The organism is Thalassotalea mangrovi (assembly GCF_005116735.1).
GTDB classification, from domain to species: domain Bacteria; phylum Pseudomonadota; class Gammaproteobacteria; order Enterobacterales; family Alteromonadaceae; genus Thalassotalea_A; species Thalassotalea_A mangrovi.
Map to the genome: position 1 here is coordinate 1 of NZ_SWDB01000022.1, position 24800 is coordinate 24800.

Annotated in this window: 22 protein-coding genes; 15 read left to right on the forward strand and 7 right to left on the reverse strand. The window is 46.1% G+C overall.

Translation table 11 applies throughout. The annotated features are described in order from the left end of the window. Positions 1 to 178 precede the first annotated feature (178 nt). The 9 genes from fabV (at position 179) to nqrM (ending at position 9012) form a co-directional block, all read left to right on the forward strand. On the forward strand, positions 179 to 1372 hold the full coding sequence (gene fabV, locus E8M12_RS09455) for an enoyl-ACP reductase FabV (RefSeq protein ID WP_136735911.1): 1194 nt from the start codon (positions 179 to 181) through the stop codon (positions 1370 to 1372). A 356-nt stretch (positions 1373 to 1728) separates the two neighbouring features. Next, a complete protein-coding gene (locus E8M12_RS09460; RefSeq protein ID WP_136735912.1) occupies positions 1729 to 3066 on the forward strand; it encodes a Na(+)-translocating NADH-quinone reductase subunit A in 1338 nt (445 codons plus the stop codon). A 2-nt stretch (positions 3067 to 3068) separates the two neighbouring features. After that, on the forward strand, positions 3069 to 4280 hold the full coding sequence (locus E8M12_RS09465; RefSeq protein WP_136735913.1) for an NADH:ubiquinone reductase (Na(+)-transporting) subunit B: 1212 nt from the start codon (positions 3069 to 3071) through the stop codon (positions 4278 to 4280). Then, positions 4273 to 5043, forward strand: a complete 771-nt coding sequence (locus E8M12_RS09470; protein WP_136735914.1) for a Na(+)-translocating NADH-quinone reductase subunit C — start codon at positions 4273 to 4275, stop codon at positions 5041 to 5043. Before E8M12_RS09465 ends, E8M12_RS09470 begins: the two co-directional genes overlap by 8 nt. Further along, positions 5043 to 5672 carry an NADH:ubiquinone reductase (Na(+)-transporting) subunit D gene (locus tag E8M12_RS09475; protein ID WP_136735915.1) on the forward strand — a complete coding sequence of 210 codons (630 nt, stop codon included), beginning with the start codon at positions 5043 to 5045 and terminating at the stop codon, positions 5670 to 5672. The genes E8M12_RS09470 and E8M12_RS09475 overlap by 1 nt, the downstream gene beginning before the upstream one ends. A 6-nt stretch (positions 5673 to 5678) precedes the next feature. Continuing rightward, a complete protein-coding gene (gene nqrE, locus E8M12_RS09480) occupies positions 5679 to 6302 on the forward strand; it encodes an NADH:ubiquinone reductase (Na(+)-transporting) subunit E (protein WP_136735916.1) in 624 nt (207 codons plus the stop codon). Between the two features lie 56 nt (positions 6303 to 6358). Continuing rightward, complete coding sequence (nqrF, locus tag E8M12_RS09485; protein ID WP_136735917.1) at positions 6359 to 7582, forward strand: NADH:ubiquinone reductase (Na(+)-transporting) subunit F; 1224 nt, start codon at positions 6359 to 6361, stop codon at positions 7580 to 7582. Positions 7583 to 7705: 123 nt separating this feature from the next. After that, positions 7706 to 8776, forward strand: coding sequence for an FAD:protein FMN transferase (locus tag E8M12_RS09490; RefSeq protein ID WP_136735918.1), 1071 nt, complete (start codon positions 7706 to 7708; stop codon positions 8774 to 8776). A gap of 14 nt (positions 8777 to 8790) precedes the next feature. Beyond that, positions 8791 to 9012: a (Na+)-NQR maturation NqrM gene (gene nqrM, locus E8M12_RS09495; protein ID WP_136735919.1), complete on the forward strand. Its 222-nt coding sequence runs from the start codon at positions 8791 to 8793 to the stop codon at positions 9010 to 9012. Positions 9013 to 9123: 111 nt separating this feature from the next. Here the strand turns inward: nqrM and E8M12_RS09500 are convergent, their stop codons facing one another. From E8M12_RS09500 to E8M12_RS09510, 3 genes are all read right to left on the reverse strand, one after another. Next, positions 9124 to 9708 (reverse strand): DUF4136 domain-containing protein, encoded by a 585-nt coding sequence (locus tag E8M12_RS09500; RefSeq protein WP_169303098.1) that lies wholly within the window; start codon positions 9706 to 9708, stop codon positions 9124 to 9126. 67 nt (positions 9709 to 9775) lie between these two features. Beyond that, complete coding sequence (locus tag E8M12_RS09505; protein WP_136735921.1) at positions 9776 to 10564, reverse strand: MaoC/PaaZ C-terminal domain-containing protein; 789 nt, start codon at positions 10562 to 10564, stop codon at positions 9776 to 9778. Positions 10565 to 10692: 128 nt separating this feature from the next. After that, positions 10693 to 11556: a DMT family transporter gene (locus E8M12_RS09510; RefSeq protein ID WP_136735922.1), complete on the reverse strand. Its 864-nt coding sequence runs from the start codon at positions 11554 to 11556 to the stop codon at positions 10693 to 10695. 138 nt (positions 11557 to 11694) lie between these two features. Here E8M12_RS09510 and E8M12_RS09515 point away from each other — a divergent pair, with 138 nt between their 5' ends. From E8M12_RS09515 to E8M12_RS09530, 4 genes are all read left to right on the forward strand, one after another. After that, entirely contained in the window at positions 11695 to 12531 is an 837-nt protein-coding gene (locus E8M12_RS09515) for an ion transporter (protein ID WP_136735923.1), read from the forward strand. A 192-nt stretch (positions 12532 to 12723) separates the two neighbouring features. Further along, positions 12724 to 14127 carry an alanine/glycine:cation symporter family protein gene (locus tag E8M12_RS09520; protein WP_211245024.1) on the forward strand — a complete coding sequence of 468 codons (1404 nt, stop codon included), beginning with the start codon at positions 12724 to 12726 and terminating at the stop codon, positions 14125 to 14127. Between the two features lie 148 nt (positions 14128 to 14275). After that, positions 14276 to 15571 (forward strand): DEAD/DEAH box helicase, encoded by a 1296-nt coding sequence (locus tag E8M12_RS09525; protein WP_136735924.1) that lies wholly within the window; start codon positions 14276 to 14278, stop codon positions 15569 to 15571. 8 nt (positions 15572 to 15579) lie between these two features. Then, the gene (locus E8M12_RS09530) at positions 15580 to 16356 is read left to right on the forward strand and encodes a hypothetical protein (RefSeq protein WP_136735925.1); all 777 of its coding nucleotides are present in this window, start codon (positions 15580 to 15582) and stop codon (positions 16354 to 16356) included. 42 nt (positions 16357 to 16398) lie between these two features. Here the strand turns inward: E8M12_RS09530 and E8M12_RS09535 are convergent, their stop codons facing one another. Both E8M12_RS09535 and E8M12_RS09540 read right to left on the reverse strand, forming a co-directional pair. Further along, the gene (locus E8M12_RS09535) at positions 16399 to 16917 is read right to left on the reverse strand and encodes a hypothetical protein (RefSeq protein ID WP_136735926.1); all 519 of its coding nucleotides are present in this window, start codon (positions 16915 to 16917) and stop codon (positions 16399 to 16401) included. A 64-nt stretch (positions 16918 to 16981) separates the two neighbouring features. After that, a complete protein-coding gene (locus tag E8M12_RS09540) occupies positions 16982 to 19369 on the reverse strand; it encodes a tetratricopeptide repeat protein (RefSeq protein ID WP_169303100.1) in 2388 nt (795 codons plus the stop codon). A gap of 203 nt (positions 19370 to 19572) precedes the next feature. Between E8M12_RS09540 and E8M12_RS09545 the strand changes: the two genes are divergently transcribed. Beyond that, positions 19573 to 21543, forward strand: a complete 1971-nt coding sequence (locus E8M12_RS09545) for a monovalent cation:proton antiporter family protein (protein WP_136735928.1) — start codon at positions 19573 to 19575, stop codon at positions 21541 to 21543. A gap of 154 nt (positions 21544 to 21697) precedes the next feature. Here the strand turns inward: E8M12_RS09545 and E8M12_RS09550 are convergent, their stop codons facing one another. Both E8M12_RS09550 and nadK read right to left on the reverse strand, forming a co-directional pair. Next, the gene (locus tag E8M12_RS09550) at positions 21698 to 22864 is read right to left on the reverse strand and encodes a patatin-like phospholipase family protein (RefSeq protein ID WP_136735929.1); all 1167 of its coding nucleotides are present in this window, start codon (positions 22862 to 22864) and stop codon (positions 21698 to 21700) included. Between the two features lie 122 nt (positions 22865 to 22986). After that, complete coding sequence (gene nadK / locus E8M12_RS09555) at positions 22987 to 23868, reverse strand: NAD(+) kinase (RefSeq protein ID WP_136735930.1); 882 nt, start codon at positions 23866 to 23868, stop codon at positions 22987 to 22989. A gap of 201 nt (positions 23869 to 24069) precedes the next feature. On the opposite strand from nadK, the gene grpE reads away from it, so the two are divergent. Beyond that, a complete protein-coding gene (gene grpE, locus E8M12_RS09560; RefSeq protein ID WP_136735931.1) occupies positions 24070 to 24711 on the forward strand; it encodes a nucleotide exchange factor GrpE in 642 nt (213 codons plus the stop codon). Positions 24712 to 24800 lie beyond the last annotated feature (89 nt).

Sequence of the window (24800 nt, forward strand, 5' to 3'; positions counted from 1 at the left end):
TCTCTGCAATCAAAGCCTTGTCTAAACGCCTTTAAATTCTCACTGAGTGAGCAATAATTTAATGGGATTGGTATAACAAGCAGATAATCTGTCTGCTCTGACCTCATTTGTCTTCAAGCTTAGGTATCATAAGCGCAATTTGGAAAAAAGAATTTAACAGCATAAGGTTAACCTTTATATGATTATCCAACCGAAAATCCGTGGATTTATTTGTACTAACGCCCATCCAGTCGGGTGTGCTGCCCATGTTAATGAACAGATTGAGTACGTAAAATCACAGCCGCAGGCGAACCAAAAACCGAAAAACGTATTGGTGATTGGCGCATCAACTGGCTATGGCCTGGCATCTCGTATCACTGCAGCGTTTGGTAGTGGTGCCAAAACCTTAGGGGTATTTTTTGAGAAAGAGCCTAGCGAAAAACGCACCGCTTCCGCTGGCTGGTATAACACGGCAGCGTTCCAGCAAGCGGCTGAAAAAGACGGTTTATGGTCAAAAAACATCAATGGTGATGCATTTTCCCACGAAATTAAACAGCAAACTATCGACCTGATCAAACAAGACCTGGGTCAGATTGACCTGGTTGTATATTCCCTGGCCTCGCCACGTCGCACCGATCCGGATAGCGGTGAAGTATACTCGTCGACCCTAAAGCCAATTGGCCAGGATGTGACCACCAAGAATTTAAATACCAGCAAGCGCATTATTGACGAAGTGTCTGTAGAAGCGGCGAATGAAGAAGAAATTGCCGGTACTATCAAAGTGATGGGCGGTGAAGACTGGGAACTGTGGTTGAATGCGTTAAAAGGTGCCGGCGTATTAGCCGATGGCTTTAAAACCGTTGCCTACACCTACATTGGCAAGAAACTCACCTGGCCAATTTATGGTAAGGCAACAATCGGCCGCGCGAAAGAAGACTTAGACCGCGCCGCTTCAGCAATCAACGCTGCCAATGCAGACCTTAATGGACAGGCATTTGTGACATCACTGAATGCGGTGGTCACTCAGGCAAGTTCAGCGATTCCGATTATGCCGCTATATATTTCCGCACTGTTCAAAGTGATGAAAGAAGACGGCACCTATGAAGGTTGTATCGAACAGATTCAAGGCCTGTTCCGCGATAACCTTTATGGTGAAAATCCAACCCTGGACGAAGCAGGGCGCTTACGTCAGAACGTGAAAGAACTGGAAGACTCGGTGCAGGATCGGGTACAGGTACTTTGGGATCAGGTTACAACAGAAACCATTGATGAGTTGACTGATTATAAAGGCTACCACAATGAGTTCCTGCGCTTGTTTGGTTTCGGTATCGAGCATGTCGATTATGATCAGGATGTCAGCCCTGTCGTTAGCATTAATCAATTAGAGTCCTAATATAGGTTAATGCTACCTGAATGATAAAAGGGCAGTTTTTTATCTGCCCTTTTTCTATAATTCAGATAATAGTTCTTTAGTCCTATTCATATTTAGACGTTTTCGCTGTTTATCATCTGCAGCTCGCATCTCAGCACCTCTCCAACAATAATTAATACCAATTTAAAACGATTTAATCGCGCATCGGCAATGGAAATTAAAGGCTGTTTCGTGCTAAAATTCGCGCCGAAAAAATTTTAGTTAAATCTCCTGTTTATCAACTGTTTGATTTTTAATGCAGTTGTTTTCGGGAAACACTGGGCCAGGGGCCTTATCGTCTCTGGTTTTAAACTCCTATTAAAGTAGTGCAAGTGGTTATGATTCCAATAAAAAAGGGTCTGGATGTTCCGGTTAGTGGAGCTCCCCAGCAAGTAATCTCAGATGGTCCTGCCATCAAAACCGTCGCAGCGCTTGGTGAAGAGTTTGTGGGCATGCGCCCTACCATGTATGTTCGGGTAGGTGATCGCGTTAAAAAAGGTCAGGCTTTGTTTGAAGACAAAAAGAACCCTGGCGTTAAGTTCACAGCCTCCGCAGCGGGTGTTGTTAAAGAAATTAATCGCGGTGAAAAGCGTGTACTTCAGTCGGTTGTGATTGAAGTGGAAGGTGACGAAGAAGAAACCTTCAACGCATACTCTGTTGATCAGTTATCGTCTTTAGCTCGCGAAGATGTTGAAGCAAACCTTGTGAACTCAGGTTTGTGGACAGCTATCCGAACTCGTCCATTCAGCAAGATCCCTGCGTTGGGTTCTGAGCCAGTGGCCATCTTCATCAGTGCTATGGATACTAACCCGTTAGCGGCAGATCCTGCGGTAATCATTAACGAACAAGCGCAAGACTTCAAATATGGTTTGCAGGTACTTGCTCGCCTTACATCAGGTAAACTTTTTGTTTCCAAGGCGCCAGGTACCGATATCCCGGTCACCGATGGTGTCGAGGTAAATGAATTCGGTGGTAAGCACCCGGCTGGACTGGTTGGTACTCATATCCACCACCTGCGTCCGGTTTCTGCGGAAAAAGTTGTCTGGCATGTCGGTTATCAGGACGTTATCGCCATTGGTCAGTTATTTACCACAGGTAAACTGAACGTCGAGCGTGTTGTAGCACTTGCCGGTCCTGCGGTGAAAGAACCGCGTCTGGTTCGCACAATATTAGGTGCAAATACGGATGAGCTTACCGCTGGTCAATTAAACGATGGTGAAGTTCGTATTGTATCCGGTTCTCTTTTAAACGGTACCCAGGCGAAAGCAGTTCATGCTTATCTGGGTCGTTATCATGTACAGGTGAGCGCATTGCTTGAAGGTCGTGAGAAAGAGTTCATTGGTTACATGTACCCAGGTCCGAACAAATTCTCTGTTACTCGTGCTTACATGAGCCACTTCTTCCGTAACAAAGTGTTCAATATGACTACAACCACCAATGGTAGCCCTCGTGCCATGGTTCCAATCGGAAACTATGAGCGTGTGATGCCATTAGATATCCTGCCGACCTTATTACTACGCGATTTATGTGCTGGTGATACTGACGGTGCTCAGTCTCTGGGCGCATTAGAGCTGGATGAAGAAGATTTGGCACTATGTACTTTCGTATGTCCGGGTAAGACTGACTACGGCGTACTATTGCGTGATTGCCTAACCACGATTGAGAAGGAAGGTTAGACATGGGCTTAAAAACTTTTATTGAAGATATCGAACCGCATTTTGAAAAAGGCGGTAAACACGAGAAATGGTTCGCATTATATGAAGCCATTGCTACGGGTTTATTTACTCCTGGTTATGTGACCAAGGGTAAGACTCACATTCGTGACAGCATCGATTTGAAACGTATCATGATCACCGTCTGGTTGGCTGTGTTCCCGGCAATGTTCTGGGGTATGTACAACATCGGTTTTCAGGCAAATGAAGCCTTAGCGGCTGGTTTTGCATTACCTGACGTTTGGCAGGTTGGCCTGTTCGAAGCACTAGGTGGTAGCCTTGGCGCTGATGCGAGCTGGTTCCAGCTTATGCTGTACGGTGCAATGTTCTTCCTGCCGATATACGCCACAACTTTTATCGTTGGTGGTTTCTGGGAAGTATTATTCGCAGCGGTACGTAAGCATGAAGTTAACGAAGGTTTCTTCGTAACCTCTATTCTATTCGCCCTGATCCTTCCGGCTTCCATTCCATTATGGCAGGTAGCTTTAGGTATCACCTTTGGTGTGGTTATCGCCAAAGAGATTTTTGGTGGTACGGGTAAAAACTTCCTGAACCCGGCTCTTGCCGGTCGTGCGTTCCTGTTCTTCGCTTATCCAGCTGAGATTTCTGGTGACGCGGTATGGGTTGCAGTAGACGGTTATACCGGTGCAACGGCTCTTGCCGCTGGCGCAGCAGCACAAGCGGGTGAGATTTCTTATGCCATTAACCAGGACTGGTGGAACGCTTTCTGGGGTCTGATTCCAGGCTCTATGGGTGAAGTATCAACAGCAATGATTTTCCTTGGTGGCGCTTACATCCTTTATAAAGGTATCGCTTCATGGCGTATCGTTCTGAGCGTGTTCTTAGGGATGGTGGCAACTGCCTGGTTGTTCAACACCATCGGTAGTGACACCAATGCAATGTTTGCAATGCCTTGGTACTGGCACTTAGTCGTAGGTGGTTTTGCCTTCGGTATGATGTTCATGGCGACCGATCCGGTAACCATGTCATTTACTAATACAGGTAAATACTTCTTCGGTGCGCTGGTAGGTATCATGGTTGTTCTAATCCGTGTAGTTAACCCGGCATTCCCGGAAGGTATGATGCTGGCAATCCTATTCGCGAACTTGTTTGCACCACTGTTTGACTACTTTGTAGTTCAGGCCAACGTGAAACGGAGACTTGCACGTAATGTCTAGTAATAAAGAAACTTTTGGCAAAACGGTTGGTTTCGTTGTTGCCGTATGTCTGGTGTGTGCGGCCCTAGTATCCGTTTCCGCGGTACAGTTAAAGCCGTTGCAAAAAGCTAATAAGTTGCTTGATAAGCAGACCAAAATTCTTGAAGCCTCGGGTTTATTAGACCAGGCCGGTAAAGATATTGTTGGTACATACAACAAGTATGTTGAAGCAAAACTTATTGATCTTGATTCCGGTGAATTTATCGAAGGCGATGCAAGCACCTTTGATGAGCGTCGCGAAGCACGTGATCCGCAAAAATCGTCTAAGCCTGAAAACGACATCGCTGGAATTAATCGCCGCGCTGACAATTCAGTGGTTTACCTGGTGAAAAACGATGCAGGTCAAGTTGAATCTGTTGTTCTGCCTATCGTGGGTTCTGGCCTTTGGGACCTGATGCACGGTTATGTGGGTTTAGAGAAAGATTTAAACACCGTTAAAAGTGTTATCTACTCAGATCACAAAGAAACTCCGGGCCTGGGTGCGGAAGTACTTAACCCGAACTGGAAAGCTTTATGGCCTGGCAAAAAGCTTTTTGACGAGCAAGGCGATGTTGCTATCAAGATCGTTAAAGGTGGCGCAAAACAGGGCGACATCCACGGTGTTGATGCTCTATCCGGTGCAACCTTGACCAGTGTTGGTGTTGAGAAAACATTCGTATTCTGGTTTGGTGACGAGGGCTACGGTCCATTCATCGAAAATTACCGTAATGGAGGGCTGAACTAATGAGTGACGCTAATTCAAGCAAAAAGGTATTAACGTCTCCGATCGTAGACAATAACCCGATTGCCCTGCAGGTTCTGGGTATTTGTTCTGCCCTGGCAGTAACAAGCTCTATGGTTAACGCCCTGGTTATGACCGCTGCGGTTATTTTCGTAACTGCGTTTTCTAACCTGTTTATTTCGATTATTCGTAACCACATCCCATCCAGTGTGCGTATCATCGTGCAAATGGCAATTATCGCATCACTGGTAATCGTGGTTGACCAGGTTCTGAAAGCCTTCTCTTATGCGCTTTCAAAAGAACTGGCGGTATTCGTTGGTCTGATTATTACAAACTGTATCGTAATGGGCCGCGCGGAAGCGTTCGCAATGAAAGAAAAACCTGTGGTTTCTTTCCTTGATGGTATCGGTAACGGTTTAGGTTACGGCCTGATCCTTATCCTAGTTGCAACAGTACGTGAATTACTGGGTTTTGGTACCTTACTGGGTTATGAAATCCTGCCATTGATTCAAAACGGTGGCTGGTATCAGGCGAACGGTCTGTTGGTATTGCCATTCAGTTCATTCTTCATTATTGGTTTGATCATCTGGGCTATTCGTCAGTTCAAACCAGAGCAAGTTGAGAAGGACTAGAGACTCATGGAACATTATTTAAGTCTTTTTATTAAAACGATATTCATCGAGAACCTCGCCCTGAGTTTCTTCCTGGGGATGTGTACATTCCTGGCAGTATCGAAAAAAGTCAGCACCGCCATTGGCCTTGGTGTTGCGGTTATCGTGGTACTGGGTATCGCGGTTCCGGTTAACCAAATCATCTATCAAGGTATCCTGGCGCCAGGTGCATTGGATGGTGTGTTAGGGATCACTGACCCGGCAGAGTCTGTAGACTTGAGCTTCCTGTCGTTTATCACCTTTATCGGAGTTATTGCGGCATTGGTGCAAATCCTGGAGATGGCATTAGATAAGTACTTCCCACCGCTTTATAACGCTTTGGGTATTTTCTTACCGCTTATCACCGTTAACTGTGCAATCTTTGGTGCAGTGTCGTTCATGGTCGCGAAGAACCTGACCCTGGGTGAGAGTGTTGTTTACGGCCTGGGTTCTGGTGTTGGCTGGGCATTAGCTATCGTATTGCTAGCTGGTTTGCGCGAGAAGATGAAGTACTCAGACGTACCAGATGGTTTGAAAGGTTTAGGAATTACGTTTATTACTGCAGGTTTGATGGCTTTCGGCTTTCTATCCTTCGGTGGTATCTCGTTATAAAGTTTAGACAGGCCAGCTTTCAGACTGGCCTAAAATGAAGTTTAAAGGAAAAGTCGATGGAAATTGTTCTCGGCGTAACGATGTTTACCGCAATCGTACTGGCATTGGTACTGGTAATTCTATTTGCCAAGTCCAAACTTGTGGCCAGCGGTGACGTTACCATTTCAATTAATGGCGATCCGGAAAAAGCGGTAACGACTGCTGCGGGTGGCAAGCTACTGGGCGTGTTAGCGAACCAGGGCATTTTCGTACCATCTGCCTGTGGTGGCGGTGGTACCTGTGGCCAGTGTCGTGTACACGTGCATTCAGGCGGTGGTGATATCCTGCCAACTGAACTTGGTCATATTACCAAGCGTGAAGCAAAAGAAGGCTGTCGTTTATCTTGTCAGGTAAACGTTAAGCAGGACATGGATATTGAACTTGAAGATGAAATCTTCGGTGTTCAGCAATGGGAATGTGAAGTTATCTCTAACGATAACAAAGCGACCTTTATCAAAGAATTGAAACTTGGTATCCCAGCTGGTGAATCAGTACCTTTCCGTGCTGGTGGTTACATCCAGATTGAAGCGCCTGCTCACCATGTTAAATATAAAGACTTCGATATTCCTGAAGAATATCGTGGTGACTGGGAACGTTTTGGATTCTTTGATATTGAATCTAAAGTGGACACCGATACATTGCGTGCATACTCAATGGCAAACTACCCGGAAGAAGAAGGCATTATTATGCTGAACGTGCGTATCGCTACGCCGCCGCCTAATAACCTGTCTCTGCCTGCGGGTAAAATGTCTTCATACATCTGGAGCCTGAAAGCCGGTGATAAAGTCACTATCTCTGGTCCATTTGGTGAGTTCTTCGCTAAAGACACCGATGCAGAAATGGTATTTATCGGTGGTGGTGCTGGTATGGCGCCAATGCGTTCACACATTTTCGATCAGTTAAAGCGTCTTCAGTCTAAGCGTAAGATCAGCTTCTGGTACGGTGCACGTTCTTTACGTGAAATGTTCTATGAAGACGATTTCAACGGCCTTGCTGCTGAAAACGAAAACTTTGACTGGCATGTGGCATTGTCTGACCCGCAACCAGAAGATAACTGGGAAGGTTACACAGGCTTCATCCACAATGTTCTTTATGAAAACTATCTACGTGATCATGAAGCACCAGAAGACTGTGAGTTCTACATGTGTGGTCCACCTATGATGAACGCAGCCGTTATCGGTATGCTGAAAGACTTAGGTGTTGAAGATGAAAACATCATGCTGGATGACTTTGGTGGTTAATTTCCGCTAATCGAATCCGTACTTGAAAAGCCGCTTTTAGCGGCTTTTCTGTTTTTTAATCTTGTAAGTCAAAACGTTTTCGTAGTGTACGTCATAGTATTATATAATTAGCCGAAATTATTGATGTCTGTTCGCGAAGGTATTCACTTGCGTTTTTTCAAATATCCCATTCTTCTATTACTCACAACCACCTTTCTGCTGGCTTGTACGGAGCCGCAGCAAAAAACGGTCGATGACACTTCCAGGTTACAAGAGCTGCAGATAACCGGCTATACCATGGGGCCGATCGTGTATACGGTGAAACTGATTGCCAATAAGCAACAAGTTGAAGAATCCAATTTAGCTGCAGATGTTGATGAACTGCTGGTTTCGTTAAATAAAAAAATGTCGACCTGGGACAAGGCCTCTGAGTTATCGCTGATAAATCAGGGCAGTGCCGGGAAAACTTATACCATTTCCGATGAGCTGCTGGTGGTTCTTAATGAGTCTGTTCGTCTTGCCCAGCTTACACAGGGAAGTCTTGATGTTACGGTTGGCCCGCTAGTGAACCTGTGGAGTTTTGGGCCTGAAAACCGTCCGGAAACAATCCCTTCGGAGCAGGAAATCGCTGCGGCTATGGATAAAACTGGCATCAATAAGCTTAACTTGCAAGGTAATGTACTACGCAAACAGCAGGATGAATTGTATGTCGATTTATCCGCGATTGCGAAAGGGTATGCGGTTGATAAGGTTGCTGAGTTACTTGAGCAAAAAGGATATCACGATTATTTAGTCGATATCGGCGGTGAAATGCGTATTAAAGGTAACAAAATTGATAACAAATCCTGGAGAATCGCTGTAGAAAAACCGATTTCCGGGACACGCGCCGTTCAAAAAGTTATAATACCCGGCGATAATGCGGTGGCGACATCCGGTGATTATCGTAATTATTTCGAAGTCGATGGTGTACGTTATTCCCACACTATCGATCCGGCGAGCGGTTGGCCTATCAATCATAAGCTGGTATCGGTAACGGTTGTGCATCCATCAGCAATGACCGCTGACGGGTTGGCAACGGCGATCGAAGTTATGGGGCCGGAAAAGGGTTTCACGTTTGCCCAACAGCACCGTTTGGCGGTGTATTTAATTTCAAAAACTGAACAAGGTTTCCAAGAGCAGTCGACCGATGCTTTTGAACAATTGATTGCTGAATAGCAGGTAAAAGGTTTATGTCTGTATTTTTAATTACATTTGCATTCTTCCTAATCATCGTTGCGGCGATGGCGGTAGGTTATATTATTCAGCAAAAGAGTCTGGCTGGCAGTTGTGGCGGCTTATCGACCTTAGGTATCGATAAGGCCTGTAATTGCGACAACCCATGTGAAAAGCGTCAGGAACGCGAGCGTCAGGCAAAATTAAAAGGCGAGCAAATAAATATCAGGAATTTATAAGCTTTCCAATCACTTTGATTGGAAAGAAGCGGCAGGCTGCAAGCGACAACGGGCTGCCCGCTCAGGTCTTCGTTGACACCCTTAGACACCCCTCGTTGGCTATTATCACCCTTATTCGCCTTTCTGGCCCGGCGGGTACTGACTAAGAATATTAGCCACAGCCGCGTCGATATCCTGTTGCCGTTTTTGTGGGCTGTCACTGCCTTTGGCGTCAAAGGTATCATAACCGCGCCAAACCAGTTTCCCCTGTTGATGAAAGTCGATGGTAACCCTGACTTCTACCGTTTCCCTGCCAGAGACCGGAATTGACGTGTTGACGCCGACGCCAACCGAACTGCCGGAACTAATACGGCCGGTACCAAAACCGATATTAAAGGACGGGTTATTCTGTTTGGTATGGGTGGTGAGAAAATGGCTGACAACAACATGTGAGCCGGACTGCGTATTATCACTCAGGCTAAGTCCTTTAGCCTGCAACTGCCTGGCAATAGCCGCAGTTAACCGTTGATCGGTTAAATCATCATTCTTAATCCCTTGTTGACTTGGCCCCTGACTAAATTCGGTGATGCTCGAAAAGTCTTTGTTAATGTCATAATCGGTGACTGCGGAAGGAGACTGGCAGGCTGAGATCAGCAGCATTAAACAGCAGGGCAGAGCCAAATAGGGAGTTTTGCTGAGGCGGTTTTTGCTATCCATAGTCGTATTCATCTTATTAAGGTTATGAATAGCTTATAGACTTTCACCGCTAATTTATCAATATTGTTCAGGCTTCATCGGTAGACAGTAGCTCAATCTCCATATGTAATTGATCACCGTTACTAAAGGCATATAGTTGTTGTTCCTGACGACAGACACCGACCTTAGCTGGCAGTTTGCAGGGTTTTTTAAAACTGATCCGGCAATGGTCAGTTTCCACTTTTTTATCGAGTAGTAATCGGTGAGCCAGATACATGCCATGAATGATAGCGTGGTCAAAGCCAAATAAACGTGCCGTAAAATCATACATGTGGATCGGGTTATAATCACCGCTGATACTGGCGTAACGGCGTGCCAGCTTGTGATTAAGTAACAGGAAATACTCCTGCTGAAACATTTTCGGTGCTTGCTGAGGGCGTTGTTCCCCCAAATGTTTCGATTTTTTAAGCATCAAATTGGTATTTCGCACGCAGAGCTTGTTGTCCTGGTAAAACTCAATAACCATTTTTACGGCTTTGCCTTTTGCATGCTCAATATCCTGAATAACATCAATGTTGAGATCAAACTCAGCGGTGCGATCTAGTTCCTGAAAACATTGGAATTCACTGGATAAATGCACTAACCCGAGCGCCGAGTACGCAAAGCGCTTATCGGCACTGACTTTCAAAATATAAGGAAATGCGGTGATAAATTCGTAACTGATAGGTAAAGGTTGATCGTGGCTTAAATGCATAACGTTACGAAACGATTGCTGGTTTTTCAGGTCCACCTGACAGTTTCGAAATTGACACTGGAAATTGGTGATGGCATCAGCGCTGAGATTTTTTTTGGTTAGTATTTTTAAATAGGTCAACATGTATCTACCGATATGATGGCGACTCAAGCGAAGCGCCAGGTTACCGTTTTACTTTAACGGATCTTATTGATTTCGCAACTTTTAACTGATTAATTGGTAATTACGGAGCGCTGGTTAGCGCAGAAAAATCAACGTCTGGATTTTCTATTGGTAAGGCCAACGCCGATTAATATCAGGGCGGCGCCGATAAGCATCCATATGGTCAAATCTTCATCCAACAACAGCATACCCCACAAGGTTCCAAATACCGGTATCAGGTAAGTCACGGAGATTGCTTTGGCGGGACCTAGTTGTTCCAGCAAACGAAAATATAATATGTACGCCAGCGCTGTACAAACCACACCGAGTATGATGCTGGCAAGCCAGCTATTGGCGCTGACTGATTGTTCCGGCCAGAATGGTATCGCGAAGGGGATCAGTACCAGGGTAGCGAACAACTGGCTTCCGGCGGCGATGGCTAATGATGATACTCCTTTAAGATAACGCTGGGTAAAACAAGCGGCATAACCGTATAGCAGGGTGGCACAAAGAGCCGCAAACAAAGCGTAGGCGGTACTGTCGAGAGAAAAATTCCCTTTACCGGCAAATAACGCCATTACCCCTGACAGACCGAGTAACAATCCGATGACCTGATAACCATTAAGCGTTTGCCTGAGCCATATAAAAGCAATAATTGCGGTAAAAATTGGCGCGGTAGAATTTAATACCGATGTCAGGCCAGCGTTCAGGGTGAGCGTAGCAAATGCAAACAAGACAAAAGGAATGGCAGTGTTCGTCATGCCAACCACAAAAATCGGCCAGCCATGCTGAATGAGTTGCCGTTGTTTGTTCAGATGCAATAAAAACGGTAGTAAGACAATAAAACCAATTCCGGTGCGCAGTGCGATTAACGGCACCGGGCCTAGCTCTGGTGATGCGATGCGCATCAGCAAAAATGAAGCGCCCCAGATTGCCGCTAGTAAAATTAGTTCTAACACATGCCTGATCGTCATTAGACTCTGTTATCTCGAAAAATATTAAGAAAGCGCCTTATTACGCCTAAAAACGACGCAAAAGCCAAGTTTTTCTTGATTTTAATGGTGACAGTTTTTATAACCCCCCTATCTTTTTTCAGTGGATTTTTTCAACCGATGTCCGAGACCATTGCGCGTTTGCAAAACACCTTAAAAATAATCGATTCCAGTAAACTTTTTCAGGGGACTGTAATTGCCGTCATTGTAATTTCTGCCTTGTTGATTGGTGCTAAGACTCACGACCTGCCTGAGCCCTTGGTGGACTTTCTCGGCATTCTTGATGTTACGGTAACCATATTTTTTGCCGTTGAAATTGTTATTCGCTATCTGGCGACAGAGCGTAAGTCAGAGTTTTTTAAAAAGGGCTGGAATATTTTCGATACCATCATCGTGATTGGCTCTTTAATCCCTGATGGAGGTTCAGGGGTATTGCTCGCCCGACTGTTGCGGGTATTCAGGGTGTTACGTTTGGTATCTATGGTACCGGAATTGCGCATGTTAATTAACGCGTTAATTAAAGCCATTCCACAAATGACCTATATCGCCTTGTTAATGTTTGTGATTTTTTATATTTATGCGGCAATAGGTAGTATTATTTTCCATGATATCAATGAGTTTTTGTGGGGAGATGTATCAGTAGCCCTGTTAACCCTGTTTCGGGTGGCGACCTTTGAAGACTGGACTGACGTCATGTATGAAACCATGGCGGTGTACCCATTAAGCTGGATTTTCTACTTGACCTTTATCTTCCTGACAGCGTTTATCTTCCTGAATATGATGGTTGGAACTGTACTGGAAGTGATGAGCGCAGAACATGAACTGCAGCGTGCCAGCAGCCACGGAGAAACGGCGGAAGGAGGCGAACCCGCTTCCCGGGCTCAGGTTGATGCATTACAGGAGCAACTGACACACTTACAGCAGTTACTTGAGCAGCAACAAAACGCGAAGCGGTGAACTTAACCATCCTGACTTCAGCACTTACTTGAAAAATGTGTTAATATTCAGCTTCTTTTGCCTCATATCAGCTTAGTTTCACAGCCAATCGTCGCAATTTTGCGCTAGCATTAGCTGAGTATCTGATACGAGGCATACCGCCCCTCAGGCAGCCAGAGTCATAAAGCCATTAATGACAAGTAAGGAAAGTTTGTGATCCATAACCTAGTTACGTTTTTGAATGATATCATCTGGGGTTATGTCCTCATTTACCTTTTAGCCCTGGCAGGCATCTGGTTTACGGTTCGTCTCAAAGCGGTGCAATTTCGCCACTTTCTGCATATGTTTACGGTGATGCGTCACAGTCGCAAGGGCGACAACACCAGTATTTCTTCATTTCAGGCATTGTGTACAACATTGGCTGCCCGGGTTGGTACCGGTAACCTGATGGGGGTTGCTGTCGCGATTTCACTGGGAGGACCTGGTGCAGTTTTCTGGATGTGGGTGATAGCCCTGGTCGGTATGGCAACGGCGTTTGCAGAAAGCACATTGGCGCAACTATACAAAGAAAAAGACAGTCTTGGCAGTTATCGTGGAGGACCGGCCTATTACATGCGCAATGGGCTGAAAAGCCCCGCCATGGCGTTAATCTTTTCCATCTGCCTGTTCTTTGGCTATGGGTTTGTTTTTGGTGCGGTTCAGGCCAATTCGATTAGCGACGCATTTAACGGTTCTTACGGTATCGAACCTGTGTATACAGGCACCGTTATTACCCTGTTTACTGCCATTATTGTCATGGGCGGCTTAAAAAATATCGCCCGTTTCGCAGAGCTGGCGGTGCCGGTTATGGGCGTTGCCTATGTGCTGGTCGCATCGATTGTCATTGCGATGAATATTAGTGCGGTTCCCGGTGTGTTTGCTGATATTGTCGGGTCTGCATTTGGCCTGAGAGAAGCCGGGTCTGGTCTTATTGGCGCTGCGATCATGCAAGGTGTGAAACGCGGTCTGTATTCCAACGAAGCTGGGATGGGGAGTGCCCCTAATGCTGCAGCGGCTGCAACACCATATCCACCGCACCCGGTGTCGCAAGGGTATGTGCAAATGTTGGGAGTGTTTATAGATACTATTGTACTTTGCACTTGCACCGCTTTGATTATTCTAATGTCTGGTATTCCACTTGGTCAGGAATTTGGTATCCAACTGACGCAACAAGCCCTTGCCAACCAGGTAGGGGGCTGGGGTAGTGATTTTATTTCAATTGCCATTTTGTTTTTCGGTTTTACTTCCATCGTTGCCAATTATGCCTACGCGGAGAACAGCCTGAAGTTTATTGGCCTGAACAATAAGCTTGGCAAATTGTTTTTTAATATCGTATTCCTGGTGATGATTTTTTATGGCTCTGTGGCTACCCTGGGACAGGTAATTGCAATGGCTGATTTTGGTGTTGGGTTAATGACAATCGTTAATGTGACTGCCATTGTCCTGTTAACTAAGTCGCTGGTCATTGTTGCCAAAGATTATAACCAGCAATTGGATGCCGGACGCGTACCAGAATTTAAAATCAGTGAGCAACAGGAGCAGGAGATGCGCCTGAGTAAACATATCTGGCGTCATTAAAGCGATGTAACCTTTGATATCGCTAACGGTAAATCACTCATGCTGTTTGAACGATATTGACAGATTTGCGTATAAGTCGGCTTTAAAAGTCTACAGTTGGCGGGTAATTTGCTATTATCCGCGCATCATTAAATATTAGGAATCACCCATGAGTTTTGATGCCATTGGTCTGCCGTCACCGCTATTAGATGCGGTAAAGTCTATGGGCTATAAAAACCTGACCCCCATTCAGCAAAAATCGTTTTCGGCGATTCGAACTGGCCAGGACGTATTAGCCAGTGCGCAAACCGGAACCGGTAAAACGGCTGCGTTTTCCCTGCCCATACTCGAATCATTGATTAAGGCTGATGCTGGCAAGGTTCAGGGGGTTAAGGCATTAATTCTGGCGCCCACCCGCGAGCTGGCGAAACAGGTTCATGAAAATATCCAGCAATACAGCCAACATACAGAATTAACCAGTACTCTGGTTTATGGTGGCGTTGGTAACAGCGAGCAACAAAAGCGCTTACAGCAGGGCAGTGATATTGTTGTCGGCACACCAGGCCGGGTATTGGAACACATACAAAACCGTACCCTGCGTTTAAATCAAATTAAGTTTGTCGTGCTTGATGAAGCCGATCGTATGTTGGATATGGGCTTTTTAAAGGCGATAGAAGAAGTCTTGTCGTTGATTAAACAAGCACATCAAACCCTGCTGTTCTCGGCAACCTTTTCCAATAAAGTCAAAACGCTGGCACAACAGTTTTTACAGCATCCAAGAATCATCGAAACAGCGAAGCAAAACGCAACGGCGAAGAAAGTTCGCCAATATGTTTATCCGGTGCAGGAAAGTCGCAAGCGCGAGATGCTGTCTGAGCTTATTGGCAAAAATAACTGGCACCAGGTAATGGTGTTTGCCGGTACTCGGGAAAGTGCTAACGAACTGGCTAAAGAACTAAAGCTAGATGGCATAAAAACCGTATTGTGCCACGGCGAGAAGTCACAGGGAGCGCGCAACAAAGCCCTGCAGGAATTTATCGAAGGCAGGGCCCGGGTTATGGTTGCAACCGATGTCGCGGCCCGTGGCATCGACATTGCCGATTTACAATATGTAGTGAATTATCATTTGCCATTTTTACCGGAAGATTACGTGCACCGTATTGGCCGCACTGGCCGTGCCGGAAAATCAGGTACGGCGATTTCCTTGGTATCACCCAAAGACCACCGGTTTTTAGGGGATATTGAAGCCTTGATCGAACAGAAAATCGAACGTGTAGTTTTACCGGGTTATGAATTTGACCTGACCGCTGAAATTGCCACTAAGGAAACTAACAAGCCAATTAAAACAGAGGCGAAAAATCGCTATCAGCAGACCCGTGATAAAAATCGGACGATTGCGAAAAAACGCACAACCGCAGCGTCGAAGAGTAAACCTAAACGCAAAAGTCGTTACTCAAGCCGTTAATTAATGCCATGTCAGTCAACGATCGTCGCCGAGCCAAAACCACCTTGTTGTCTGCTATCGACAGTGATGAGTTTTATCATACTGGTTCTCCAGCAGCACATCATCAGGAAGAGAGGCAGGATATTGGTAACAACCAGCCTGCTTTTACGCCGATAGAGGTACCGTTTGCCTATCGGCACTGTTGCTGGTTTTGTAAAGAGCCAGCCGGGGGCGTATTTAATTTTCCCGATAAACAGCGACGTCATGTAACCGGCACCGCCGAGGGCATGGCCATTCCGGCTTGCTTTGAGTGCCTGCCGCTGGCCAATAAACATAAACAATTACCCATCAATGCAGTGCGGGAAAAGGTCAAAGCCGGCCTTCGCAAACTATATCGTAAAGACCTGGCAATTGGTGTGAACTGGACCCGTGAAGAGTTAGAAAACAGCGGGTTTGAAGGGGGCAATTTCGAAGGATTTGCCCGAAGTGCCTGGTTTATGTTTGAAGTCGCCCGCGATCGGGTAAATTTTTCGGGTTGGCCATTAGAACTTAATGGCCAGACTCAATATCATGATCCGCAATCGTCATTTCAATTTGATGGCACTGAATTTAGCGATGTGCAACAGGCGATAGAGTTCTATGCACTGACCTATCGCCTTGATCAGGACTTTTTAACAACAGCTGTGTATCGCCTGACTGACAAGCGATTCGCCGATGCTCTCAGGTTAGCGAGGATTTGTCAGGACTTCAGTGCAGCGGAACGCGAGCAGGCACTATCCAGGCTCGCCCTCAGCCTTGGGGTATAGCCTTTTCTTTATCGCTGCGGCGAGCTGCCCGTCGCTAAATGTCTAGTTTTGAATCACAACCCGCGGGTCAAATCCTTCAGCACACCCTTCAACTTTGACGTCATAATCCCAGGTTCCCTTGTTTTTCGCCTTACAGTCGATTACCCCATCTGAGGAAGAAACAAGTGTGGCAGAGCAGCCACTGTCTTTGTCTTTCTCTTTAAACGGGGTCAGAGCCAGCTCAAAATCATCGTTAGGGTTTACCGGCATATCCGCAGCAGAGGTGACTGGATGAAACGTAAGTGTGTATTTGTACTGGCTATCGGCCGTCCACTTGAGTTTTTTATCTTTAGCTGAGCAAACACAGTCTTTGATATTCTCACAGGGATTTTTATCCAGCTTTTTACAGTTGTTATCTTCCGGGTTGGCAAGTGTTACGGATATTGCGCAACTGGTAACCGGATCGATGTCTATTACCAGTGTTTGATCGGTTTGATCCGCTACGGCATTACTTATCGCTAATACAAAAGATGCAATAAATGCCAGAGGGAGGGTAAAGGTTAAGCGTAATGACTTGGTCATGGTTAGTTCTCGGGTTTGAAATTAAAGTTATTTCTCGCACTGGAAACCGGACTTGTTTATCGTCCTAGTTATTGACGCCGTGCGAATTTCCCTGAAGTTGTACATCACCACTATTAAATTTCCTTGTAAGCTCTTCTTTATAGTCTAAAAATTGTGGATCCGCTAATATAACTTTGACATCGTAACCGAGTGAAACGGCTTTACTGAGCAAGGCATTCATCTGGATTTCAGACAGGCAATTCTTTGCCACGATTGCCAGGTCATAAAATACCTGTGGGTCTTTATTATCCGAATTTAACACCGGGACCTGATAACTGGCAGCCAATTTACAATCGCCTAATTCTGAGTAATAGCGGGAGATTTGCGCTTTCAAACTAATGTTATGGGGATTGATCTGTTCGCTTTGTTTGGCATGGTATAAGGCTTTCTGGTAGGCCTGTGTGGCTTTGTTACTATTCCCGGCATACTTTATCGCATCCGCTAAATTTCCCCAGAAGGTCGAGTTTTCCGGGGTCAGATCCAACGCTTTCTGATAATTGATAGCAGCCTTTTCAAAATCGCCCATCCAGAAGTAGTTGGTGGCTAAATTGGAAAACACGGCGGAATTCGGTTTGATTTCACTGGCCTTGTTAAACTCGACAATGGCTTTATCGAGTTGCCAAAGCATCATATAGCAAGCCCCCAGGGCGTTGTGCGCATTAACCAGGTTTTGATTTAATAACACCACTTTCTTTAATTGCGGAATGGCATTGGTGTAATCACCAATCGCAAACAGATAGGCACCATATTCATAATAATTGCGCCAGTATCCCGGTTCCGTTTGAATAGCCAGTTGATAGTATTTTTCGGCTTGTTGCTGGTCTTCAAGCTGCTGATACGTCTGCGCCAATTCAAACATAGCTTCCGATAATTTTTCATCGCTCTCTAAAGCCGCTTCAAACTGATCTACAGCATGATGATATTGACCATTGGTAAGATAAAGCTTACCGAGGGCCAGGTGAGATTCGCCATCAGTCTGTTTGAAACTGGCTGTCAGTTCGCATGACTCTTTGGCTTTTTGATATTCCGCCATGGTTTCGCTGATGGTGTAGATATCCAGGTTGGTTTTGCATAAGGCCGCAGCCGCCAGGGCGAAATCATTGTCGAATGCCAGGGCGCGGGTGAAGTGTTGTTCAGCGGTGCGTAAGGAAACGAGGTCCTTATTGTTCAGATAAATTGCTTTTCCCTGCAGGTAGGCATCGTATGCGTCAAAACTTTCCGTTAGCCTGACATTATTTTCGGAGCTGGCCTTATCTCCGGTAATAAGCAACAGCAGGGCATTGTTAACTTTTCGGAATAGTTCCTGGTTTAGCCGTAGCAATTGCTCCCGGGAGCCCGATATTTGCGACTGCCACAGCTGAAATCCGGTATCGGTATCTGTTAATCGGGCATTGATTTTAATTTGCTTGTCGGTTTCGGTAATTTTTCCTTCGATCAGGTATTTCACATTCAGTTGCTTCCTGATTAATTTTAATTCGCTGTTATTGTTTAACAGGTTTGTAGATCGCAGTGATGCAACATCAATATCTTTACTTTTAGCCAGGTGATTGACCAGTTCTTCCTGAACGGTAACCGGGTAATAATCTTTGCTCAGGGATTCATCGGCTCTGGTAAACGGGAACACGGCGACCGCATTGGTTCTAACGCTAACATTATCGGATTGCAACGATTGTGGGGTGTTGGACACCTGTTCATCAATTTTATCAACCAAATGGGTGGAGATGAGGAAAATAATGCCAAGCGCCCCCATGACAAACAGGGAATCAAAAATAAATTGTTTTATTAGTGTGACTTTGGTCGAGCGCGCCTTTGCCAGCCGCCTGCGGGCATCAATTTCACTAATCCAGTAATAAACGATTACCAAGATAAAGCCGACGATGAGAATCAGGGTTGCGACTTTTAACGTCCAGTCAGGCAACTCGAAAATTGGAAAAATAATCGCGAACGCCTGCAGCATGATCCATGAAAAGACAATGTAGGCTGCACTGACTTTGAACAGGCGACTGCTTTTCAGCATGGCCAGCGAAAGCTTCCAGGGCGAGGCTCCCTCGGCGCCAAAGTTGCTCAGTTCATCACCGGATAGTGGCGTTGGATTTACCAGCAGGCGGTACCCCTTACGCGGAATTGTCTGGATAATTACCGGACACTCTTTGGGGTCTCCCAGAACCTGGCGAATTTCACTGATGGTATGGGAAATGGTACTTTTCGACGCTTCGGTACTGCCCCAGGCGAAAGATAGAATTTGCTGATAACTGACAATATTGGCGGGATTGGAGGCAAGCAACAGCAAGACTTCCATCGCCTTAGGAGCAAGGTGAAATCGTTCTGAATCGCGAATAACGATTCCGAGGTCGGGTTTTATCAACACCTCGTTGAGCAAGAATCCATGATGCAAGCGCTTGTCTATGGCCACATCAGTCTCTAAGATGGAATTCTTTCTATTTGAAATGTCGTTGTTTTTTTCTTGTTTGACCATAGGTTCCGGGGCGAACTTCAAACAACAACGTCGAATAAATTAACAATGTTGTAAATTACACTGATACTTAGTATGGATTGTGATTAGCACATACGCTAGTCACTTTCAGGGTAAATCGCAATATCAACAAAGGGTCCTAAGTGAGTAATTTTTATCAGGTTCTTACCATACTCGTGGCGGCGGTCATTGTCGTTTGGCTGTTTCGTCGCTGGCAGTTGCCGGCAATTCTGGCCTATCTGGTCGCGGGTACCCTGATTGGCGAACACGGCCTCAACATAACCGGTGATGAGGCTGATTATGAGCACATTGCGGAACTGGGTATTGTCTTCTTGCTGTTTACCCTGGGCCTGGAATTTTCACTACCAAAACTGCTGGCAATGCGCAAACTGGTGACCGGTATCGGCTGCAATCAGGTCGGACTAACCCTGATGATTGTTATCGTGCTGGCGATGCTATTTGGTATTTCCTTACCCACGGCATTTGTTATTGGCGGGATTGTGGCACTGTCGTCAACCGCGATAGTAATCAGGCAATTGTCTGAATCTGGTTCGATTAAGCGGCGCTCCGGGCAGATTTCGGTTGCCGTATTATTGTGCCAGGACATCGCCGTTGTGCCATTCTTGATTTTAATCCCCTTGCTGGGGGAGGGGCTTGACTGGGGGATGCTCAGCGCCTTGATACTGGCACTGGTCAAAGGCAGCTTTGTGGTTGCTGTGCTGCTGTTCACCGGACGCTGGCTATTACCCAGAATCTTTAACGTGGTCGCCCAGGTGCGCACCGATGAGCTATTCGTACTCACGACGATATTAGTCACTCTATTGGCTGCCGCACTTACCCAGTTTTTCGGCTTGTCTATGGCGTTGGGCGCGTTCCTGGCGGGAATGATGCTAGGTGAAAGTCAGTATAAGTATCAACTTGAAGCGGACATTCGCCCATTTCGGGATATTCTGCTTGGCCTGTTCTTTATCACGGTCGGTATGAAACTCGATTGGCAGGCATTGCTTCAGTCACCGGGCAGCATTGCCCTGGTGTTGCTATTGACGCTATTGATCAAAATTTCGGTGATTCGCTGGCTCGGCGTTCGCGCCGGTGAATCTGCTAAGGATTCCTGGGCTGCAGGATTCATGCTCGCACAAATGGGGGAGTTTAGCTTTGTATTGATTGCGCTGGCCGCCAATAATGGCCTGTTTGATTCGCAACTTACATCGGTGTTGCTTGGTGCCGGCATCCTGTCGATGGCCGTCACCCCGTTTATGATCAACCGGGCAAGAAGCTGGGCGGTGAAGCTAACGCTGGAGAATAATAAATCAGCCGTCGATGAAGATGTTATTGAGCAGCCACAACAGGCACTGAGTAATCATGTGGTTATCTGCGGCTTTGGTCGTGTCGGACAGACCGTGAGTCGATTTTTAAAACAGGAAAATATCGATTTTATTGCCATTGACATCGACCCGGTACGAGTGAATGAGGCGCGTGAGGCGGGAGAAAATGTATTGTTTGGATCGGCGCGACAGGCGGAAGTGTTGCGTGCTGCTAATATCAGCGAAGCAAAGCTGGTGGTGGTTTCCTACGGTGCGCCGGAGCAATCCTTTGATGTCGTACAGAAAGTGCGCTCGTTATCTGAGCATGTGCAGATTCTGGTAAGAACCCGTAACGATGATGCACTGACCAAGTTGCAGCAAGCCGGGGCCAACGAAGTGGTACCTGAATCACTGGAAGGCAGCCTGATGCTGGTCTCACAGGTACTGAACTTAAGTGGTGTGCCTTTTTCGCGAATCGTGCGACAGATTCAGGCAGAACGCAAGAATCATTACAATCGATTACATGGTTTCTATCCGGGCGTTGATACTGATATGAGCGCCGGGGCCATTGAACGCCTGGAGTTTGTTCACGCTACCTTGTTAAATGATGATGCATTCGCCGCCGGACAGACCATAGAGGCGTTAAACCTCAAGGACAAGCGTGTCGAGATACTGGCGATTCGTCGCCAGGGCCAGGAAATAGCCCACCCATCGGCGCAGCAAAAGTTAATGGCTCAGGATACCTTAGTATTGCAGGGCAAACCAAGGCGAGTAGAGCGGGTGGAACGGTTTTTACAGAAGGGGGAGTAACTAAGGGGAAGGTGGAAGAAGTAAGAGGAAGAAGTGAGAGGAAGGTGGAAGTCGAAGGTGGAAGACGGCCAAGCTAGGCTAAAATCGCTTACAGCTTACAGCTTACAGCTTACAGCTTACAGCTTAGAAGATCGCAGCGCAGCACGGTTTTCTGTCAGATAGCCAAAAACTCGCGAATTTCCTGCTCTTTTTCCATCGCATCTTCAAAACCGACCTGAATCAGGCGTTTGCAGTAATTTTGTTCGAACAGGATGTATGACGTTAAGCTCGATTCTGCATCTTTTGTCGCCCCCATAAAACGCAATAGCAGGCGCAGAGGCCAGTTCAATTCACCATAATGTTGCTGCGCAATACGATTAAAATTTTCACTGGGGTTAATCAGCAAGGTATCGATATTTCGCAACGAGGTTTGTGAGTCTCGTTTACTTTCATCAATCAGCTGCACCGTATGATTAATTCGTTGCAGTCGCTCTAAATCACTGTTCATCGTTTCCGCAAAGACGGTGTCCATTAGGTGGCCGGCAACCGTAGCAAAGGTAGGTGCTGGAAATTTAGCAAGGTTTATCGGGTAATGGTTTAATGGCACTTCTTGTTCCGGTTGCTCGACACCAACGATAAAAATTCGTTCCGCCCCGAGGTGGATTGGGGGACTGAGTGGTGACAGTTGATTTACCGAACCATCACCATAGAATTTTTGGTTAATTCGCACCGGACTAAAGATAAATGGTATTGATGAGGACGCCATTAGATGCTCAGTAGTGAGCTGACATTGCTCGCCCCGCCGTTTCGCTCGTTGCCAGGGTTCAATCGACTTATCTGCCTGATAAAAACTGATCGAATCACCGCAGGAGTAACTTGAAGCGGTGATAGCGATCGATGACAGATAATTGTTGATGATATTCACATCGATGCGCTTAAAGTCGACCACCTGGTTGAGTAGCTCTCTTAATGGTTCATTATTTAACAGGCTGTATGATTTTAAAGTGGCATGTGGCGATTGAAAATTACTGAAAAAGCCGGCAATGATATGACCAAATACTTCACCAGCGGTGCTGTGATAGATCTGCCCGGTATGTAGGTTGTTCCAAATCCATTCAAGTTTGCGAACGCCCAGATGAAAACAGGACGCGTAGCAGGCAATCGTTGTAGCATTAATCGCACCGGCAGAAGTACCACAAATAATCGGAAAGGGAATGCCATGATTGCGGGGCATAAAGCGGGCAATGGCTTTTAACACACCTACCTGATAGGCAGCACGGGCACCACCACCAGTGAGCATTAACGCGGTTTTACATCCTTTGTAGCTTTTCTTTTCAGCCATTTATTGCCAGATTTGAATTAAGGAGCACACTCTTATTATTGTGCGATTGCCGATGGGCTGTAAAGCTCGAATTGGTATATCTTTACCGCAACACTATTCGCGCCAGTTGGATGCAGCCAGCGTCAATAAATCCGGTTGCCCCAACTTAGCTTGCTTCTGAGGACATTAAAATAATCATGATCTAATGGGTGTACCAGGCGCAGCGTTTGCTCACATTTCCTGATGATAATTTCATCGCCAGGCATTACCGCTAAAATGACATGGCCATCACAACTGACCTGCAGGTCTTCGGAGTTATTGGTGGCCACGACTAGCTTTAATTCTGAATCACCGTCAACCACAATGGGGCGTGATGTTAACGTGTGAGGAAACATTGGCACTAAGGTGAGGGCATTTAAATTCGGGGTTAAAATCGAACCTCCGGCCGACATGCTGTAGGCGGTGGAACCGGTCGGGGTTGAAACAATCAGGCCATCAGAGCGTTGGGAAAACATAAACACGTCATCAAGGTAGACTTCAAATTCCATCATCGAAGCGACTTTGCCTGGATGGAGAACCGCCTCATTAACGGCGCTATTGGCACTCTTGAGCTGACCATGACGGAAGACTTCGGCCTGTATTAAGAATCTGTGCTCAGTCTTAGAACGTCCTTGCAGAATTTCTTCTAATGGCGCAAACAGGTTATCCGGAGAGATATCGGTCAAAAAGCCAAGGTTTCCTCGGTTAACACCAACTACCGCGATGTTATAACAGGCAAGGACCCGAGCAGCACCAAGCATGTAACCATCACCGCCGACGACAACCGCAAGGTCGGCGAGTTCGCCTATTTCTGTTATGTCACGGGTTTGTGCTGACTTTACGTTGAGCTGTCGGGCAACTTTGGTTTCGACAAATACCTGATAGCCTTTTTCCTGAAAAAAAGTCAGTAAAGATTCAATCGTGGCTAACGCGCCATTGTGGTCAGGTTTGCCAATCAGTCCGATGGTTTTGTATTGTTGTGTCATATCGTGCTTATTCGAATAAGTTGCCGTAGCTTGTCGGCCATGGTGTTAAAAAAACGTTGCCGATTTATGGCCGACGGATTTAAAGGGCAGTGTCTCATAAAAAATCCCGGTGTAAAGCAAGATTTTTATTTAATCCAAGGCTTGATCCTGAATTTTCAATCCCCATAATTAGCACCATTATAGGTTTTATTGGAGTTTTCAATGACGAAAGAGTCAAACAATCACAGCGAAGAGACTGTGAAACAACAAGCAGAAAAGCCGGAAAATGCCGAGTCTGAAGCAGTGACCGAAGACGTGGTTGCAAGCGAACAGGAGTCAGCAACTCAAGATTCTGTTGAGCAGGTGGTAGAAGAGCTAAGTCAAGAACAGCAGAAAATTGCTGATTTGGAGCAAAAGCTGGCAGCAGCGCAGGCTACTATTGATGGCCAGAAAGACTCAGTGATTCGCGCCAAAGCCGAGGTTGACAATATTCGTCGTCGTTCCGCACAGGACGTTGAAAAAGCAAAGAAATTTGCATTGGAGAAATTTGCCGGTGAGTTGCTTGTCGTTGTTGATAACCTTGAGCGTGGCCTTGAAAATATCGATAGAGAAGACGAAAGCAATAAAGCGATGCTGGAAGGAATTGAGCTGACTCTGCAAAGCTTTTTAACGACATTGGACAAATTTGGTGTCAATGTTGTCGATCCGAAGGACCAACCATTTAATCCAGAACTTCATCAGGCGATGTCTATTCAGGAAGTGGAAGGTGTTGAGCCGAATACGGTGATTGCGGTTATGCAAAAAGGCTACGAATTAAATGGACGTCTTCTGCGTCCGGCCATGGTAATGGTTTCCAAAGCCTAAGTTTTCCTGGTAGTTTCGAAAAGCAGGTCTTCAGACCTGCTTTTTTTTATCCGGACTTTTTCGAACCTCAGCCGCTTGAACTATTATTG